17 protein-coding genes and 1 pseudogene are annotated in these 15,036 nt (G+C 73.8%); 11 read left to right on the top strand and 7 right to left on the bottom strand.

Annotation, left to right across the window (positions count from 1 at the left end):
• Positions 1-57: 57 nt before the first annotated feature.
• The 3 genes from ACZ6A9_RS22175 to ACZ6A9_RS22165 all read left to right on the top strand — a co-directional run bounded on the left by ACZ6A9_RS22175 (position 58) and on the right by ACZ6A9_RS22165 (position 4,760).
• Positions 58-1,590, top strand: a complete 1,533-nt coding sequence (locus tag ACZ6A9_RS22175; RefSeq protein WP_468987918.1) for a DUF4331 domain-containing protein — start codon at positions 58-60, stop codon at positions 1,588-1,590.
• A 99-nt stretch (positions 1,591-1,689) separates the two neighbouring features.
• Entirely contained in the window at positions 1,690-3,240 is a 1,551-nt protein-coding gene (locus ACZ6A9_RS22170; RefSeq protein WP_468987916.1) for a tetratricopeptide repeat protein, read from the top strand.
• Positions 3,237-4,760, top strand: coding sequence for a nickel transporter (locus ACZ6A9_RS22165; protein WP_468987915.1), 1,524 nt, complete (start codon positions 3,237-3,239; stop codon positions 4,758-4,760). The genes ACZ6A9_RS22170 and ACZ6A9_RS22165 overlap by 4 nt, the downstream gene beginning before the upstream one ends.
• Before the next feature lie 239 nt (positions 4,761-4,999).
• Here the strand turns inward: ACZ6A9_RS22165 and ACZ6A9_RS22160 are convergent, their stop codons facing one another.
• A complete protein-coding gene (locus tag ACZ6A9_RS22160; RefSeq protein ID WP_468987913.1) occupies positions 5,000-5,803 on the bottom strand; it encodes an SGNH/GDSL hydrolase family protein in 804 nt (267 codons plus the stop codon).
• Positions 5,804-5,993: 190 nt separating this feature from the next.
• On the opposite strand from ACZ6A9_RS22160, the pseudogene ACZ6A9_RS22155 reads away from it, so the two are divergent.
• From ACZ6A9_RS22155 to ACZ6A9_RS22145, 3 genes and pseudogenes are all read left to right on the top strand, one after another.
• A pseudogene (locus tag ACZ6A9_RS22155) lies at positions 5,994-6,427 on the top strand (polysaccharide deacetylase family protein); the annotation flags it as partial.
• A gap of 106 nt (positions 6,428-6,533) precedes the next feature.
• Positions 6,534-7,628 (top strand): DUF5925 domain-containing protein, encoded by a 1,095-nt coding sequence (locus ACZ6A9_RS22150; RefSeq protein ID WP_468987911.1) that lies wholly within the window; start codon positions 6,534-6,536, stop codon positions 7,626-7,628.
• A 16-nt stretch (positions 7,629-7,644) separates the two neighbouring features.
• Positions 7,645-8,409, top strand: coding sequence for a DUF72 domain-containing protein (locus ACZ6A9_RS22145; protein WP_468987909.1), 765 nt, complete (start codon positions 7,645-7,647; stop codon positions 8,407-8,409).
• Between the two features lie 103 nt (positions 8,410-8,512).
• On the opposite strand, the gene ACZ6A9_RS22140 is transcribed toward ACZ6A9_RS22145, so the two are convergent.
• Both ACZ6A9_RS22140 and ACZ6A9_RS22135 read right to left on the bottom strand, forming a co-directional pair.
• Positions 8,513-8,878 (bottom strand): GntR family transcriptional regulator, encoded by a 366-nt coding sequence (locus ACZ6A9_RS22140; RefSeq protein WP_468987908.1) that lies wholly within the window; start codon positions 8,876-8,878, stop codon positions 8,513-8,515.
• Positions 8,853-9,083 (bottom strand): hypothetical protein, encoded by a 231-nt coding sequence (locus ACZ6A9_RS22135; protein WP_468987906.1) that lies wholly within the window; start codon positions 9,081-9,083, stop codon positions 8,853-8,855. The genes ACZ6A9_RS22140 and ACZ6A9_RS22135 overlap by 26 nt, the downstream gene beginning before the upstream one ends.
• Here ACZ6A9_RS22135 and ACZ6A9_RS22130 point away from each other — a divergent pair.
• Both ACZ6A9_RS22130 and ACZ6A9_RS22125 read left to right on the top strand, forming a co-directional pair.
• Positions 8,986-9,915: a GNAT family N-acetyltransferase gene (locus ACZ6A9_RS22130; RefSeq protein ID WP_468987905.1), complete on the top strand. Its 930-nt coding sequence runs from the start codon at positions 8,986-8,988 to the stop codon at positions 9,913-9,915. The genes ACZ6A9_RS22135 and ACZ6A9_RS22130 overlap by 98 nt on opposite strands.
• Positions 9,896-10,396: a ribonuclease FAU-1 family protein gene (locus ACZ6A9_RS22125; protein WP_468987904.1), complete on the top strand. Its 501-nt coding sequence runs from the start codon at positions 9,896-9,898 to the stop codon at positions 10,394-10,396. Before ACZ6A9_RS22130 ends, ACZ6A9_RS22125 begins: the two co-directional genes overlap by 20 nt.
• Before the next feature lie 9 nt (positions 10,397-10,405).
• Here the strand turns inward: ACZ6A9_RS22125 and ACZ6A9_RS22120 are convergent, their stop codons facing one another.
• Positions 10,406-11,026: a class I SAM-dependent methyltransferase gene (locus ACZ6A9_RS22120; protein WP_468987902.1), complete on the bottom strand. Its 621-nt coding sequence runs from the start codon at positions 11,024-11,026 to the stop codon at positions 10,406-10,408.
• A 138-nt stretch (positions 11,027-11,164) separates the two neighbouring features.
• Here ACZ6A9_RS22120 and ACZ6A9_RS22115 point away from each other — a divergent pair, with 138 nt between their 5' ends.
• Positions 11,165-11,299: a hypothetical protein gene (locus ACZ6A9_RS22115; RefSeq protein WP_468459744.1), complete on the top strand. Its 135-nt coding sequence runs from the start codon at positions 11,165-11,167 to the stop codon at positions 11,297-11,299.
• 20 nt (positions 11,300-11,319) lie between these two features.
• On the opposite strand, the gene ACZ6A9_RS22110 is transcribed toward ACZ6A9_RS22115, so the two are convergent.
• Positions 11,320-11,796: a GNAT family N-acetyltransferase gene (locus ACZ6A9_RS22110; RefSeq protein WP_468987901.1), complete on the bottom strand. Its 477-nt coding sequence runs from the start codon at positions 11,794-11,796 to the stop codon at positions 11,320-11,322.
• A 177-nt stretch (positions 11,797-11,973) separates the two neighbouring features.
• Here ACZ6A9_RS22110 and ACZ6A9_RS22105 point away from each other — a divergent pair, with 177 nt between their 5' ends.
• Positions 11,974-13,023, top strand: a complete 1,050-nt coding sequence (locus ACZ6A9_RS22105) for a lytic polysaccharide monooxygenase auxiliary activity family 9 protein (RefSeq protein WP_468987899.1) — start codon at positions 11,974-11,976, stop codon at positions 13,021-13,023.
• Positions 13,024-13,076: 53 nt separating this feature from the next.
• On the opposite strand, the gene ACZ6A9_RS22100 is transcribed toward ACZ6A9_RS22105, so the two are convergent.
• On the bottom strand, positions 13,077-13,940 hold the full coding sequence (locus tag ACZ6A9_RS22100) for an esterase/lipase family protein (protein ID WP_468987898.1): 864 nt from the start codon (positions 13,938-13,940) through the stop codon (positions 13,077-13,079).
• A 175-nt stretch (positions 13,941-14,115) separates the two neighbouring features.
• On the bottom strand, positions 14,116-14,562 hold the full coding sequence (locus tag ACZ6A9_RS22095; protein ID WP_468987897.1) for a MarR family winged helix-turn-helix transcriptional regulator: 447 nt from the start codon (positions 14,560-14,562) through the stop codon (positions 14,116-14,118).
• Positions 14,563-14,650: 88 nt separating this feature from the next.
• Between ACZ6A9_RS22095 and ACZ6A9_RS22090 the strand changes: the two genes are divergently transcribed.
• A complete protein-coding gene (locus ACZ6A9_RS22090; protein WP_468987895.1) occupies positions 14,651-15,025 on the top strand; it encodes a cupin domain-containing protein in 375 nt (124 codons plus the stop codon).
• Positions 15,026-15,036: the final 11 nt, after the last annotated feature.

The raw sequence follows: 15,036 nt of genomic DNA, 5'->3' as shown, positions 1-15,036 counted from the left end.
TCGGCACACGCTCCGAATGCCAGTGCGTCAGGCAAGTTGGCACTGAGGACGGACGGCATGACACCTAACTCCAGGACCGGTGCGGGGCGCAGGAGTCTCGCGACCCTGATCTGCGGTGCGCTGGCCGCCGGGGGCCTCGCGGCCGCCGGCGTGACCGCGCTGGAACCCGAGGCGGCCTCCGCCTCCTCCCACCGGGAGGCCCCGCTGATCTCGGGCACCCCCCAGTACGACAACACGGACCTGTACGCGTTCGTCAGCCCCGACAAGCCGGACACGACGACGATCATCGCGAACTGGATCCCCTTCGAGGAGCCGGCCGGCGGACCGAACTTCTTCACGTTCGCCGAGGACGCCCAGTACGACATCCACATCGACAACGACGGTGACGCGCAGGGCGACCTGCTCTTCCGCTACACCTTCAGGACCCATGTGAAGAACGACAGGACGTTCCTCTACAACACGGGCCCGGTCACCTCCCTGGACGACCCGGATCTCAACATCACGCAGACCTACGACATCGAGCTGCTGAAGCTGAGGAACCACAAGGCGGTGTCACGCACCAAGGTCGCGGACGACGTCCCCGTCGCGCCGTCGAACGTCGGCAAGGCCTCCATGCCGGACTACGACACGCTGCGGGGGCAGGCCGTACGCGAACTCGCCGGCGGGGCGACGACGTTCGCCGGTCAGGCCGACGACCCGTTCTTCCTCGACCTGCGGGTCTTCGACCTGCTGTACGGCGGGGACCTCACCGAGGTCGGCAACGACACGCTGAAGGGCTACAACGTCAACTCGCTCGCCCTCCAGGTCCCCACCGACATGATCACCGAGTCGGCGGAGCAGCCGGTGGTCGGCATCTGGTCGACGACGCGGCGCGAGAACGCCGAGGGGCACTTCGTGCAGGTGTCCCGGCTGGGCAACCCGCTGGTGAACGAGGTCGTCAACCCGCTGAAGGACAAGGACACGTTCAACGCGTCCGGCCCGCAGGACGACGCGCAGTTCCTGAAGAACGTCACCGAGCCGGAGCTGCCGAAGCTCATCGAGGCCATTTACAAGATCCCCGCGCCGAAGGAGCCCCGCGAGGACCTGGTGAACGTCTTCCTGAAGGGCGTCGAAGGGCTCAACCAGCCCCCGCACGTGACGCCGTCGGAGATGCTGCGCCTCAACACCTCGATCGAACCGGCCGCCGAGCCGAAGCGGCTGGGCGTCCTGGACGGGGACAACGCCGGCTTCCCCAACGGGCGCCGGCTGACGGACGACGTGATCGACGCGGCGCTCCAGGTCGTCGAGGGCGAACTGGTCGGCGCGGAGAACGACCTGGGCGACGCGGTCGACGCCAACGACAAGAAGTTCGGCGCGGCCTTCCCGTACCTGGCGAACCCGACGGAGGGGTCGCGCGGACCGCTCGCGAAGGGCGTGGACGGCGGGAACGACGTGCGCAACCAGCTCGGTGACGCGCTGCGCCCGGCGGGCGCGGAGGACGGCGACGACACCACCCTGATCGCCGCGTCCGCGGGTGCGGGCGCGGGCGGGCTGCTGCTGATCGGCACGGCGCTGATGTGGTGGCGCCGGATGCGGAGCCGGGCGTACTGATCCCGGCGGCCGGCACCCGGCCCGTCCCCCACAGCAGGCGCGGCCCGTCCCACCCACCCCCACGGCGCGGGCCGCGCCGCCGAACACCGAGGAGAGTCCATGGCCGTGTCCACGAACGACGGCGAACAGGCGGCGCCCCGTCACGAACACCCTCCCGAGACCCCGCGCCCGCCCGCCGCCGGCGCGCACCCGGCCCGGGGGCACCGCCCGGCGGAACCGGCTCCGGCACCGGCGTCAGGACCCGAAGGCCCCGGGCTCGAGGACACGCGGGGCGGTGCGGGGCGGGGCGCGGTGCTGCGGCGGTTCGCCGCTGCCGCGCGGCGCGGGAGAGGGCTGCACGCCGCCACGTGCGCCGTCCTGCTGGCCGTCGCGCTGACCGCCGGGAGCATCGCGGTCCCAGGCGGCCGGGACGGCGCGCGGGACGCGGCTCCGGCGGGCGGGGCGTTCGCGGCCGGCGCGCTCGCCGGAGGGGATCTAGGGGCCGGGATACGGTCGTTGCGGGAGCACCTGCGGCTCCAGCCCCGCGACCACGGCGGGTGGGCCACCCTGGGGACCGCCTACGTGGAGCAGGCACGGACCGAGGGGGACCCGTCGCGCTACCCGCCGGCCGAGCGCGCCCTCGCGCGCTCCCTCGCCCTCGAACCCGGCAACGAACCCGCCCTCGCCGGACAGGCCGCCCTCGCCGCCGCGCGGCACGACTTCACCGGCGCCCTGGAGCACGCCGACCGGGCCCTGGCGCAGAACCCCTACAGCGAGCGCGCGCTGTGCTCCCGCATCGACGCCCTGGTCGAACTCGGCCGGTACGAGGAGGCCGCGCGGGCCGCCGTCACCGCCGACCGCAGGCGGCCCGGGGTGCCCGTGTTCACGCGGTACGCCTACGTGCGGGAGCTGCGCGGTGACGTGCGCACCGCGCGGGAGGTCCTGCGACGGGCCCTGGACAGCGCCTCGTCACCCGCCGACGTGGCGTACGTCGCGACCGCACTGGGGCAACTGGCGTGGAACCAAGGCGATCACGGCTCGGCTCTCACGCACTACGCGCGTGCGCTCGCCGCCGACGAGGACCATCTCCCCGCGCTCGAGGGCCGGGCGCGCGCGCAGGCCGCGAGCGGTGACCGCGCGGGGGCCGTCGAGACGCTGGAGCAGGTGGTCGCCCGCTCCCCGCTGCCCGGACCGCTGGTCGCCCTCGGCGAGTTGTACGAGGCACGCGGCGGCGAGGGTGACCGCGCGAAGGCGCGGGACCAGTACGCCCTCGTCGACGCCTGGACCTCCCTGGCCCGCGTCGGCGGTGTCGACGTCGACCTCGACACCGCGCTCGCCGCCGCCGATCACGGGGACGCCGGTGAGGCGCTGCGCGCGGCCCGAGCGGAGTGGGACCGGCGGCACAGTGTGCACACCGCGGACGCCCTGGCCTGGGCGCTGCACGTCAACGGCCGTCACCAGGAGGCCCTTCCGCTCGCCCGCCGCGCCACGGCCACGGGCTACCGCAACGCCGCCTTCCTCTACCACCGGGGCATGATCGAGAAGGCGGCGGGCCACGACCGCGCCGCCCGTGACTCCCTGACCGCCGCGCTGGAGCTGAACCCCGGCTTCTCACCGGTGGGCGCCGCCGCGGCCCGCGCCGCCCTCGAGGACCTGGGGGCGGCACGGTGACCTCCCGTCGTCGCGTGGCCGCCGGTGCCGCCGTCCTCGCCGCCGCCTGCGCGCTCGCGCTGGGCCCGGCCGGCGCGGCCGGCGCGCACCCGCTGGGCAACTTCACCGTGAACCGCTTCGACGGGCTGGTGGCCGCGCCCGGTGAACTCCGCGTCCACCACGTCGAGGACCTCGCCGAGATCCCGGCCACCCAGGCGGGGCCGGAGATCGAGCGGCGGGGGCTCGACGCCTGGGCCCGGGAACGCTGTGCCACCGCCGCGCGGGACAGCGGGGTGCGCGTCGACGGCCGTGCGGTCGCGCTGAGCGTGCGCGAGGCCCGCGCACGGGTACGGCCCGGCCAGGCCGGGCTCGACACCCTGCGCGTGGAGTGCGGGCTGACCGCGCCCCTGCCGGAGGGCGAACCGGTGGAGGTCCGCTTCCGCCAGGCGGGCGCCTCGTCCGGGCCCGGCTGGCGGGAGATCACCGCGCGGGGCGACCGTACGACCCTCACCGGATCGGACGTCCCCGCGGACTCGCTGTCCCGCGAACTGACCCGTTATCCCGAGGAGTCGCTCTCCACCCCCGCCGACACCAGGACCGCGGACCTGCGCGTCCGCCCGGGCGGGCCCGCGCTGGCCGAGGAGGAGCCGGACGCACCGGCCTCCTCGGTGCTGCCGCGCGGCGCCGACCGCTGGACCCGCGCGCTCGACGACCTGGTCGCCCGGCAGGACCTGACCGTCGGCCTCGCCGCGTTCGCCCTGCTGATCGCCGTGTTCCTCGGGGCGGCGCACGCGCTCGCCCCCGGTCACGGCAAGACCCTGATGGCGGCGACGGCGGCGGCACGCGGGGGCAGGGCCCGCCTGCGGGACGTGCTGCCCATGGCCGCCTCGGTCACGGTCACCCACACCCTCGGCGTGGTCGCCCTGGGCCTGCTGGTCACCGCCGGTTCGGCCGCCGCGCCCTCGGTGATCGCCTGGCTGGGCATCGCGAGCGGCCTCCTGGTCACCGCGGCCGGCGCGAGCCTCGTACGCCGTGCCCTGCGCCACCGCGACCAGGGAAACCACCCCACGCACACCCACCCGCACCCTCACGACCACGACCACGACCACCCCCATGACCATCCGCACCCGCACCCGCACCCGCACGGCCACATCGAGCACACCCACGGCGGTCACACCCACACCCATCCCGCCGCACCCACCCTGCGCGGCGCGATCCTGCTCGGCTTCGCCGGGGGGCTGGTGCCCAGTCCGTCCGCCGTCGTGGTGCTGGTCGGCGCCGCCGCCCTCGGACAGGCCTGGTTCGGGCTGCTGCTCGTCGTCGCGTACGGCGCCGGGCTGGCCCTCACCCTCACCGCGGCCGGGTACGCGGTCGTCAGGGCCGGCAGCGGCATGACCCGGCTGCTGGACCGGCGCTCCCGCTGGACGGCGGCACCCTGGGCCGCGCTGGTGCGACGGAGTGCGCCCCTGGGGTCGGCGTTCGTCGTCGTGGCCCTGGGAGCCGGACTGGTGTTCAGGGGGGCGGCATCCGCACTCGGCTGAGCTACTTTCATGAGGAAAGGGTGTATTCGCCTGGAGGCGATGGGGGCACCGTGTCCGAAGAACCGGGCAGTGAGCAGCGGAGCGCGGGACCTTCGGGAGCGGGATCGGTGTCGAGGTCCGTGAGCCGGTGCGCACCACCTCGAAGACGGTGCCGTTCTCGGTGACGTGCGAGACGGAGACCCCGACGGGCGGGGCCTCCGCTTCGCCCTCCGGTCCGGACGACGACGGGCAGTGACGGATCAGGCCACCGCGTCGAGCACCGGCAGGTATCCGCCCGACTGGCCGGCGGCCTTCGGGTGGTAGGAGTTGCCGATGTTGAGCCAGTCCACGCTGTGCAGCCAGGAGTTGCCGGAGCAGATCTCGTGGCCGGTGAAGGTGGTGCGGACGTCGCCGAAGGTGAGGCCGTGCGCCCTGGCGCGCTGGGCGATGGCGTTGTTCAGGAGGTCGGAGGCGTCGTTGATCGCCTTCCGCTTGGTCTCGGAGAGTCCGACGCAGAAGGTGCCGAGCTTGTAGAAGCGGGGGTAGCCGAGCACCACGACCTGGGCGTTCGGCGCGCGGTCGCGGATCGCGGTGTAGACGCTGTCGAGCCTGCCGGGCAGCGTCGACTCGACGTACGCACGCGCGGTGGCGATCCGGTTGAGGCAGGTGCTGTCGGACTGGAGCACACAGGTCGTCATGACGTCGGCGAATCCGGCGTCGTTGCCGCCGACGCTGATCGAGACCAGGCCGGTGGAGGTGGAGAGCGGGCCGAGCTGCCCGGAGAGGACATCAGTGGTCCGGGCGCCCGAGCAGGCCGTGAAAGCGAAGGACGAGGGCGAGTTGGCGGCCTGCCAGAGGTAGGGGTAGGCCTTGGTGCTGCGCTTGCAGTCGCCGCTCTCGGCGGTGTAGCTGCCGGCTCCGACACCGGAGGAGTAGGAGTCACCCAGCGCCACGTAGCCGTCGGCGGCTTGTGGGGACGCCTGGGCCGCGGTGGCCCCGGTGAGGGCGGTGGTGGCGGCGAGGAGGAGCGTGCCGAGGAAGAGCAGGGGCCGGGAACGTCTCATGGAACCTCCCTTGAGCAGGATCTCTGCCGCAACCGTCGTACCAACTACGCGTGTTGACTGGAAGTGTCCATGCCAAAATTGTTACTCATTCAATCCCGGACCACATCAGGCCGTAGGGACTTTCGGCTCTTGACGCCCCCAACGGGGTACGTCGGATCGAAGCCCGGCATCCGACGCTTCAGGGCGCGAAGTCACGCTCGACGACGGCTACGAGGGAGTGCACCGCCACGCCCTGCCCGTGCCGGCCGCGCACGGATTCCCGGCCACCCTGTTCGTCTCCACCGGCTGGCTGCGCGGGCCGCACGACAACGGCGGCGGACCGGACACCATCCTCGACCGGGACCAGGTGCGCGAACTCGGCGCCGCCGGTGTGGAGATCGGCGGGCACAGCCCCCCGCAGCTCGACCGGCTCGACGAGGACCGGCTGCCCAGGCCCTCGCCGTCGGCAACGGCCTCGCCCGCCGCGCCCAGGGGCCCTACGCCCTGCGGCGCGTGACGGTGCGCAGGTCCACGTCCACTGCCGACTTCGAACGGCTGGTGGACGGGCGTTCCCTCACCCGCGTCCTCGCCCGGGACCGCGCCCTGACCGAGGGGTACGCGATGCACCCGGCAGGCCGCACGGCTGGTCCGCCGCCCCCGCGGCTGAACACACCCGGCGCGCGACCGGGCGGCCGGGTGCGCGCCCCGGAAACCGGGTGCACGCGGCGCCCCGGTGACCGATCATGGCGGCATGTCCGCGCAACCGCACGACGCCCTGCCGATCCGGCTCAACGTCGACGACAGCGACTCCCCGTCGGATGTCGTCGACGCGCTGTTCCTCGGCCGCTTCGCGACGGGCGAGCAGCCGTACTCGCACGCCGTCACCATCGACCGCGTGCGCTCCGGCGCGACCCTGCTGCCCGCGGGCGCGCGGGTGCTGCGGCTCGCCAGGGACGACGACCGCAGCGCCACCCTGGCCGAGGGCGACGGCTGGACGCTGCTGGTCTCCCGCTGGAACCGGGGCGCCGACGTCACGGTCACCGCGATCAGCGCCGAACTCGCGGCGCTGGTCCTGGACGAGGCCACCGACGGCGCGGCCGACGAGCCCGAACCGCAGCCGGAGAACGTCACCATGGGCTTCTGGTACGTCTCCCCGCGCCGCGGCCCGCACCGCACCACCCGGCAGATCTCCGCGGGCACCTGGGAGGAGATCCGGCCCAACTACACCGCGCCGGTGGCGGACGCGATGGACCGCCTGATGAAGACCACGCCCGAGGACATCGCGGGCCGGCTGCTCCTGCTGCACGGTCCGCCGGGCACCGGCAAGACCTCCGCGCTGCGCACGCTGGCCCGGTCCTGGCGCGACTGGTGCCAGGTCGACTGCGTCCTGGACCCCGAACGGCTCTTCTCCGACGTCGGCTACCTGATGGACATCGCGATCGGCGAGGAGGACGGGTCAGGCAAGGGCCGCTGGCGGCTGCTGCTCCTGGAGGACTGCGACGAGCTGATCCGCGGCGAGGCCAAGCACACCGCCGGGCAGGCCCTGTCCCGCCTGCTCAACCTGACGGACGGACTGCTCGGCCAGGGCCGCAACGTGCTGGTGGGGGTCACCACCAACGAGGACCTGGAACGCCTGCACCCGGCCGTGGTCCGCCCCGGCCGCTGCCTCGCCCGGATCGAGGTCGACCGGCTGACCCGTACCGAGGCGGTGGACTGGCTGGGCCGCGAGGAGGGCGTCGGACGCGAGGGCGCGACGCTGGCCGAGCTGTACGCCCTGCGCCGGGGCACCTCCCCGACGGCGCTCCCGGAACCGCGCGGCGACGCGGACGCGGGCCTGTACCTGTAGGTGCTTCGATGGACGCATGACCCTGTTCGTCGGCACGTCGGGGTGGCAGTACAAGGACTGGCGCGGAGTGCTGTATCCGGCCGGTCTTCCGGTGCGGCTCTGGCTGGAGGAGTACACGGCGCACTTCGCCACGGTCGAGATCAACAACGCCTTCTACCGGCTGCCGTCCCGGGAGACCTTCGTGTCCTGGCGGGAGCGCACCCCGCCGGGTTTCGTCGTCGCGGTCAAGGCGAGCCGCTACCTGACGCACGTCAGACGGCTGCGCGAGCCCGAGGAGCCGGTGCAGCGCCTGATGTGCCGCGCGGCCGGGCTGGGCGACCGCCTCGGCCCGGTCCTCCTCCAGCTCCCGCCCACCCTCCGGGCCGACCCGGCGCTGCTGCACGCGTGCCTGCGCCGCTTCCCGGAGTCGGTCCGCGTCGCGGTCGAGCCGCGCCACCCGTCCTGGTGGACGCCGCAGGTCCGCGCCGTACTGGAGTCCCGGGGCGCCGCCCTGTGCTGGGCCGACGTGCTGTCCCGTCCCGCGACCCCGCTGTGGCGCACCGCCGACTGGGGTTACGTCCGCTTCCACCAGGGCCGGGCCCACCCCTGGCCCCTCTACGGCCGCCAGTCCCTGCGCACCTGGCTCGACCGCATCGCCTCGGCCTGGCCCGCGGGCGAGGACGTCCACGCGTACTTCAACAACGACCCGAACGCGGCAGCGGTCGCCAACGCCAGGACCTTCACCGACCTGGCCCACACAGCCCACCTCCCCGTCGCCCCCACCCCCTCAGAAGCCCGCTGAACCACCCGGCCGACGCCCACCCCGACCCCTCAGGGGCGCGGGGAACTGCGCGACCAGCCCTTACGGACCCGCACCCGGGGTCAGACCCCTACCGCGACGGCGCTCACTCGTAGGCCGCCCGCAGGGCATCCCGTACAGCGGCCATCGCTTCTTCCTCCGAGCACCCCAGCCGCCGCGCCCTCGCCGCGTAATCCTGCCCGGCGGACGCCAGCTCCCGTGCCGCCCCCGCCCCCGCCGCGGCGACGAACGTCCCGTTGCGGCCCCGCGTCTCGATCACCCCGTCCGCCTCCAGCGCCCGGTACGCCTTGGCCACCGTGTTCGCCGCCAGGCCGAGCGTCCCGGCCAGCCCCCGCACCGTCGGCAGCCGGTACCCCACCGGCAGCACCCCCGCCCGGGCCTGCTCGGAGATCTGCGCCCGCACCTGCTCGTACGGCGGTGCGCCGTCATCGATATGGATCTTCAAGGTCACGGCCCGATTGTCCCGCACCCCGCCCCGCCGCCGCACCGCCCAGAACACCCCCACCGGCCCGAAATTCGGAGGCGTCCCCGGCCGCTTCCCCCGTAGCGTGCGCCCACATGACAGTGACCGTCCGCGATCTGCGCTCCGACGCCCCCGCCGACCTCGCGGGCTTCGCCCGCGTCCGGCAGGCCGCGCTGCCGTTCCTCCTCGTCACACCCGAGTCCCTGGCGCACGACCTCACCCAGCTGCACCCCGACGCCCGCTACCGGCCCCTCGTGGCCGTGGCCGGCGGCGAGGTGATCGGCACGGCACAGGTGCACCTGACCCACGAGAGCGCCGAGCCGGGCCAGGGCAACGTCAACGTGTACGTGCACCCCGAGCACACCCGCCGGGGCGCCGGGACGCTGCTGGTCCGCGCCGCCGAGGAGCACCTGCTGGCGCACGGGGCGACGCGGCTGCTCGCGTGGGTGCTGGACGCGCCGGGCAACCGCGCCTTCGCCGAGGCGCACGGATACCGGGCGAGCCGCTCCGCCCACTTCCTCCGCCTGGACCTGGCGAAGGGCACCCTGCCCCCGCTCCAGGACCCGCCGCCGGGCGTGGAGCTGCGCCCGGCCTCGGCCTTCGCCGCCGATCCGCGCCCGCTGTTCGAGCTGGACGCGGAGACCACGGCGGACGAGCCGAGCGATGTGGACACCGAGTTCACCGACTACGAGGCCTGGCTGGCGGAGACCTGGCGGCACCCGCTGTTCAGCGCCGAGCTGACCACGGTGGCGCTGGTCGACGGCCGCCCCGCCGCGTTCTCCGCGGCCCGCACGGACGGCGGCACCCGCTACTCCACGGGCATGACGGGCACGGCCCGCGCCCACCGCGGCCGGGGCCTGGCCAAGCTCGCCAAGAACGACTCCCTGCATCGGGCCCGCGCCGCCGGGTACACGGAGGCGTTCACGGGCAACGACACCGGGAACGGGCCGATGATCGCGATCAACCAGTGGTTCGGCTACGAGATCTGCGGGACGGAGGTGCGGTATGTCCGCGAACTCGGCTGACGGACCGGCGCGGGTGGAGGTCGTCCTCGTCAAGGCGGGGCGGATGAAGATCCGCTACCCGGCCGAGCTGCTCGGCGACGACGGCACGCGCGTCAGCGTGCGCGCCCCCTGGGCGGGCAGCGGCGTGCGCGACTTCGGCTTCGTGCGCTTCGAGCCCGGGGACGTCTTCACGGAGCACTACTGGCGCGACCGGTGGTACTCGGTGAAGGAGGTCCGTACCTCCGACGGCGCCCTCAAGGGGCACTACTGCGACATCACCCGCCCGGCGGCGCTCTCCGGTGGCCGGCTGGTCGTCGAGGACCTCGACCTGGACCTGTGGGTCTCCGCGGACGGCACGGACGTACGGCGACTGGACGAGGACGAGTTCGCGGCGAGCGGTCTGCTCACCACGGACCCCGAGGCGGCGGCCGCCGCGGTGGCCGCCCTCGACGAGCTGGACGCCCGGGCCCGCGAGGACGGGATCGGCACGCTGCTCGCCTGAGTCCGCGGCTCACCCGGGGACCGCGAGCACCGCGTAACGCTCGTCGTCCACCTCCCGGCCCCACAGTGCCGGGTCCCCGGACAGGTGCTCCACCCGCACCCGTCCGCCGAGCGGGGCCAGGAGGGCGGTGAGCCGGTCCGCCGGTATGCCGGCCGGGCTCACCGTCCCCCACACCCCCTCGACCAGGACGAGCCGCCCGCCCGGCCGCAGCAGGTCCCTCCAGTGCCGCAGCACCCGGCCGGGCTCGGGCAGGGTCCACAGCACGTGCCGGACGAGGACGGCGTCGTAGCGCTCTCCACCGACCGGCGGGGACGCCGCGTCGCCGAGCAGGAACACCGCGTCCCGCCCGGCGAGCTTCTGCCGGGCGAGCGCCACCATCGCCGGGGACCGGTCGACACCGGTGATCCGGTGCCCCTGCTCGGCCGCGAGGAGCGACAGGCTGCCGGTGCCGCAGCCGAGGTCGAGGACGTCACCGGCCGGGCCGGGCAGCCAGGCGCGCAGACGCGCGGCCCAGGCGGCGCGCACCCGCGGGTCGCGCAGCCCGTGGTCCGGCTCCTCGTCGAAGTCGGCGGCCCGCGCGTCCCAGTCGACACCGTCCGTGCAGGTACCGTCACCGTCGATCGTGGTCATGGGGCCAGGGTGACACCTGCCACTGACAATCGATTCGTGACCGCCGCCACAGACAGCGGGGGGCCGATGGGGAACTCTCCCCCGAAAGGTCTGCCTCCGTGAGAACGCGGAACCCGGTGGACCCTGAAGGAGGCAGTCATGCGCCGTGTCACCGTGCAGAAGCCCCCGAGGAAGACGGACACCCGCCGGGTCCGTGAGGAGGCCGACGAGCGCCCCGCGGGACGACCCGAGGTCCGCGAGGACATCGCCCGCACCTGGTGGCCGGACGGCTGACCGCACCCGCGGTCCAGGACTCACTCCAGCCGCTTGCGGTAGTGGATCCGGTCGTAGGGCCCGGTGGTCCCGCGCTCCACGGCCTCGTAGCCGAACTTCGGGTAGATCCGCTGGTTCTCCCCCATCAGGGCGTGCGTGAAGAGCCTGATCTCGGGCAGCCCGAGCACACGGGCGCGTGCGTCCACGAACTCCAGCAGCAGCCGTCCCACCCCGGTGCCGTGCGCCTCGGGGCGGACGGCGACGGTGTCCAGGTACAGGTGGTCCGCGCGCGGCTCGACCACGACGAGACCGGTCACCCGCGCGGCACCCGCCGCGCCTCCCGCCGGCGTTTCCGCCACGAACACCCTGCCCGCGGCCACGTTCGCCGCGTGGTCCGCCGCCATGGGCACCGGCACCAGCCCGATGCGCGCGATGTACGGCCGGAACGCCGCGTCGATCACCTCCCGCACGTCGGGGACGTCGGCGGGAACGGCCGGGCGGATCCGCTCATCGGTCATGCGCGCACGCTACCTACCTGATCCCAGCCTGAGCACTCCCTTAACGCGGCCATAAGGATCCCCCTCCGGGGCCTTCGACAGGCGATTTCACGGTTCCTCACCGCTAGCTTCTGAGCCACCCCCACGGGATTCCCCCGAAGGTTCCACAGACCGCCGTTGTCGAGGAGTTGCTGCCCCATGTCCGCACGCCGCAAGGCCGCTGTCGCCGCCGGTCTCGTCCCGCTCGCCCTGACCGGGCTGTCCGCCGCTCCGGCGTCGGCGCACGGTTCGATGGGCGACCCGGTCAGCCGGGTCGCCCAGTGCTACGCCGAGGGCCCGGAGAGCCCCACGTCGGCGGCGTGCAAGGCGGCGGTCGCGGCCGGCGGCGCCCAGGCGCTCTACGACTGGAACGGCGTCCGCATAGGCGACGCCGGCGGACGCCACCGGGAGCTCATCGCCGACGGCACGCTGTGCAGCGCGGGCGACGCGGCGTTCAAGGGCCTCGACCTGGCCCGCGCCGACTGGCCGGCGACGAGCGTGAGCAGCGGCTCGTACACCTTCAAGTACCGGGTGACGGCCCCGCACAAGGGGACCTTCACGGTGTACATCACCAAGCCCGGCTACGACCCGTCACAGCCGCTGGCCTGGGACGACCTGGACCTGGCCAACCCGGTGGCCACCTCCACCGACCCGGCCGCGTCGGGCGGCTTCTACACGTTCGGCGGGACCCTCCCCGCGCGCTCCGGCAAGCAGTTGCTGTACGCGGTGTGGCAGCGGTCGGACAGCCCGGAGGCGTTCTACTCGTGCTCGGACGTCACCTTCGGCGGCGGGTCCGAGGCGGGCGGCGGGGCCCCGGCGGGCGGGGACGGGTCCGGCGGCGGTGAGGCCTCCGGCTCCGGCGACGCCCCCGGGGAGGCGGCGGTCCCGGCACCGACGGCCTCCGCCCCGTCCGAGCGGCAGATCAGGGACGGCGCCGAGAAGTCGACCATCGAGAACCACGGGCACGGTGACGACGACCCCAGCACCTCGGCGAAGCCGGCCCCGGCGGGCGACGACCCGGCTCCGGACGCCGACGACTCCCCCAACCAGCCCAAGGCGGCCGGAGCCGCGCAGAACCTCGCGGAGACCGGCGGCGACTCCGGTACGCCGTACCTGATGGCCGGCGGTGCCGCGGCGCTGGCCCTCGGCTCGGCGGCGCTGTTCGCCTCCGCGCGGCGGCGCTCGGCGACCGGGCGGCACGGCCGCTGACCGACGCGGGGGCCCTGTCCGGCGGCTCAGGCCGGACAGGGCCCCCGCACGTGTCAGCTGAACGCCGAGGCGCAGGTGGTGGGTTTCGCGCGGGCCGGATCGAGGGCGTTGGCCACCTCGTGGAAGACGATCCGGTCGAAGAGCGCGATCGCCAGGTGCTCCGACAGGTCGACCGGACAGAGGTCCTGGAGCAGCACGTTGCGCACGTCCGGTCCGGTCAGGTACGAGCTGCGGTACGGGGTGACGACCTGGTCGTACCGGGTGGCGATGACGGTGTAGCGGACGCCGGGCACGGTGTCGCCGCCCGCGTTGAGCCGGGTGAGGAAGTCGGAGCCGGCCACCTGGTCGGCGAGGGCGGGGGTGGCCTCGCTCAGCAGGTCCCGGGCGCCGGGGAAGTACGGCAGCAGCGCGGTGAGGCCGCCGAGCGTGGTGCCGTGGTTGCTGGGGGCGATGCCGACGAGGGCGTTCACCTCGTCCGCTCCGCCGAGGAACTTGAGGTAGTGGCGGGGCATCATGCCGCCCTGGGAGTGGCCGACGATGTCGGCTTCGTCGGCACCGGTGGCGGCGAGCACCTTGTCGACGAAGGCGTCGAGCTGCTCGGCGGACTTCTCGACGGGGCCGAGGCCGTGGAAGAAGGGCACACCGGGGAGCTGCCCGTAGTCGAGGGAGTAGACGCAGTAGCCGCGGTGCTTCAGATAGGGGGCGAGGCCCAGCCAGTTGTCGACGGAGTTGCCGAAGGTGCCGTGGACCAGGACGACGGGGCGGGGATGGGTGGCGGACGGCACGCACGTGTAGTCGTTCCAGCCCGAGCTGGGTGCGGCGGCGGCCCGGGCAGTCGCGGCGGAGGGGACGGTGACGGCCGCGGCGGCCAGGAGGAACGCCGCCAGCGGTCTGATCACCCGCTTCCAGTGCAGCATCGTGTGATCTCCTTGCGGGTCAAGGGGGAAGGGTGGGGTCCTACGCCCTGTGATCCGGATCACGAGGATGCTGTTCACTCGTCAAGTTACGGGTGAGTAGCCACAGGTGGAAGTTACGGGTCGGCAAAAACTTCCGGCATCGACCCGTGCACGGTCGCCTCCGCCTGATAAGGCGTCACCAAGTGGGACGAATCGGCCCGCCGGGCGCGATGCGCAGCAACCGCTCACGCAGCGCCCGCAGTTCCTGCTCCCCCAGCACCTCACTCCAAGCCCCGACGGCCTCCGCCGCCGCCTCCTCGGCCGCCCGGGTGCAGGCCCACCCCTCCCCGGTGAGCACCACCAGCCGCGCCCGCGCGTCCCCGGGGTGCGGCCGGCGCTCGGCGTACCCCTTGCGCACCAGCTCGTCCACGAGCTGACTCGCGGCCTGCTTGGTCACCCCGAGGTGGGCCGCAAGGTCGGTGACCGTCGCGCCGTCCGGGGCGAGCCGGGTGAAGGCGAAGCCGTGCGCGGGCCGCAGCCCCTCGAACCCGTGGGCTGCCACCCCGTCGTGGATGCGCCGGGTGAGCTCTCCGGCGACGGCGAGCAGGGCGGCGGACAGGGCCATGGCCTCGGAGTTCTGCACGCAGGCATTGAAGCACCTTGACGCGACGGTCAAGACGGTTGACCATATGGTCAAGTCACTTGACCATATGTCATCGCGGAGGTTCGCCATGCCCGTCGTCCGCCCGTCCGAAGCCGTCGTCCACGAGATGCACGGCGCCCGCTTCGTCTCGTATGCCTCCCCCTCGACCGGCAGCGGGGAGCTGTGTGCCTGGCGGGGCGAGATTCCCGCCGGGACCCGGGCGCCCGCGCACACCGTCAGCCGGGAGGAGATCTTCCACCTGCTCGACGGCGAGCTGCTGATGACCCTCGACGGCACGCGGCACCGTGTCACCGCCGGTGACACGGTGATCGTCCACGCGGGCTCGACCCTCGCCGTCGAGAACCCGACCGGCGGGACCGCCGTCTCCTGGGTCACCACGTCCCACGGCCTGGAGGCGACCCTGGCCGACGGCACCCGCATCGTGCCGCCGTGGGCCGCCTGAGGGAGCGGCCG

The organism is Streptomyces sp. NPDC041124, assembly GCF_055592385.1.
The sequence above is the reverse complement of the archived record's forward strand: the minus strand, read 5'-3'. Positions and strand labels throughout refer to the sequence as shown.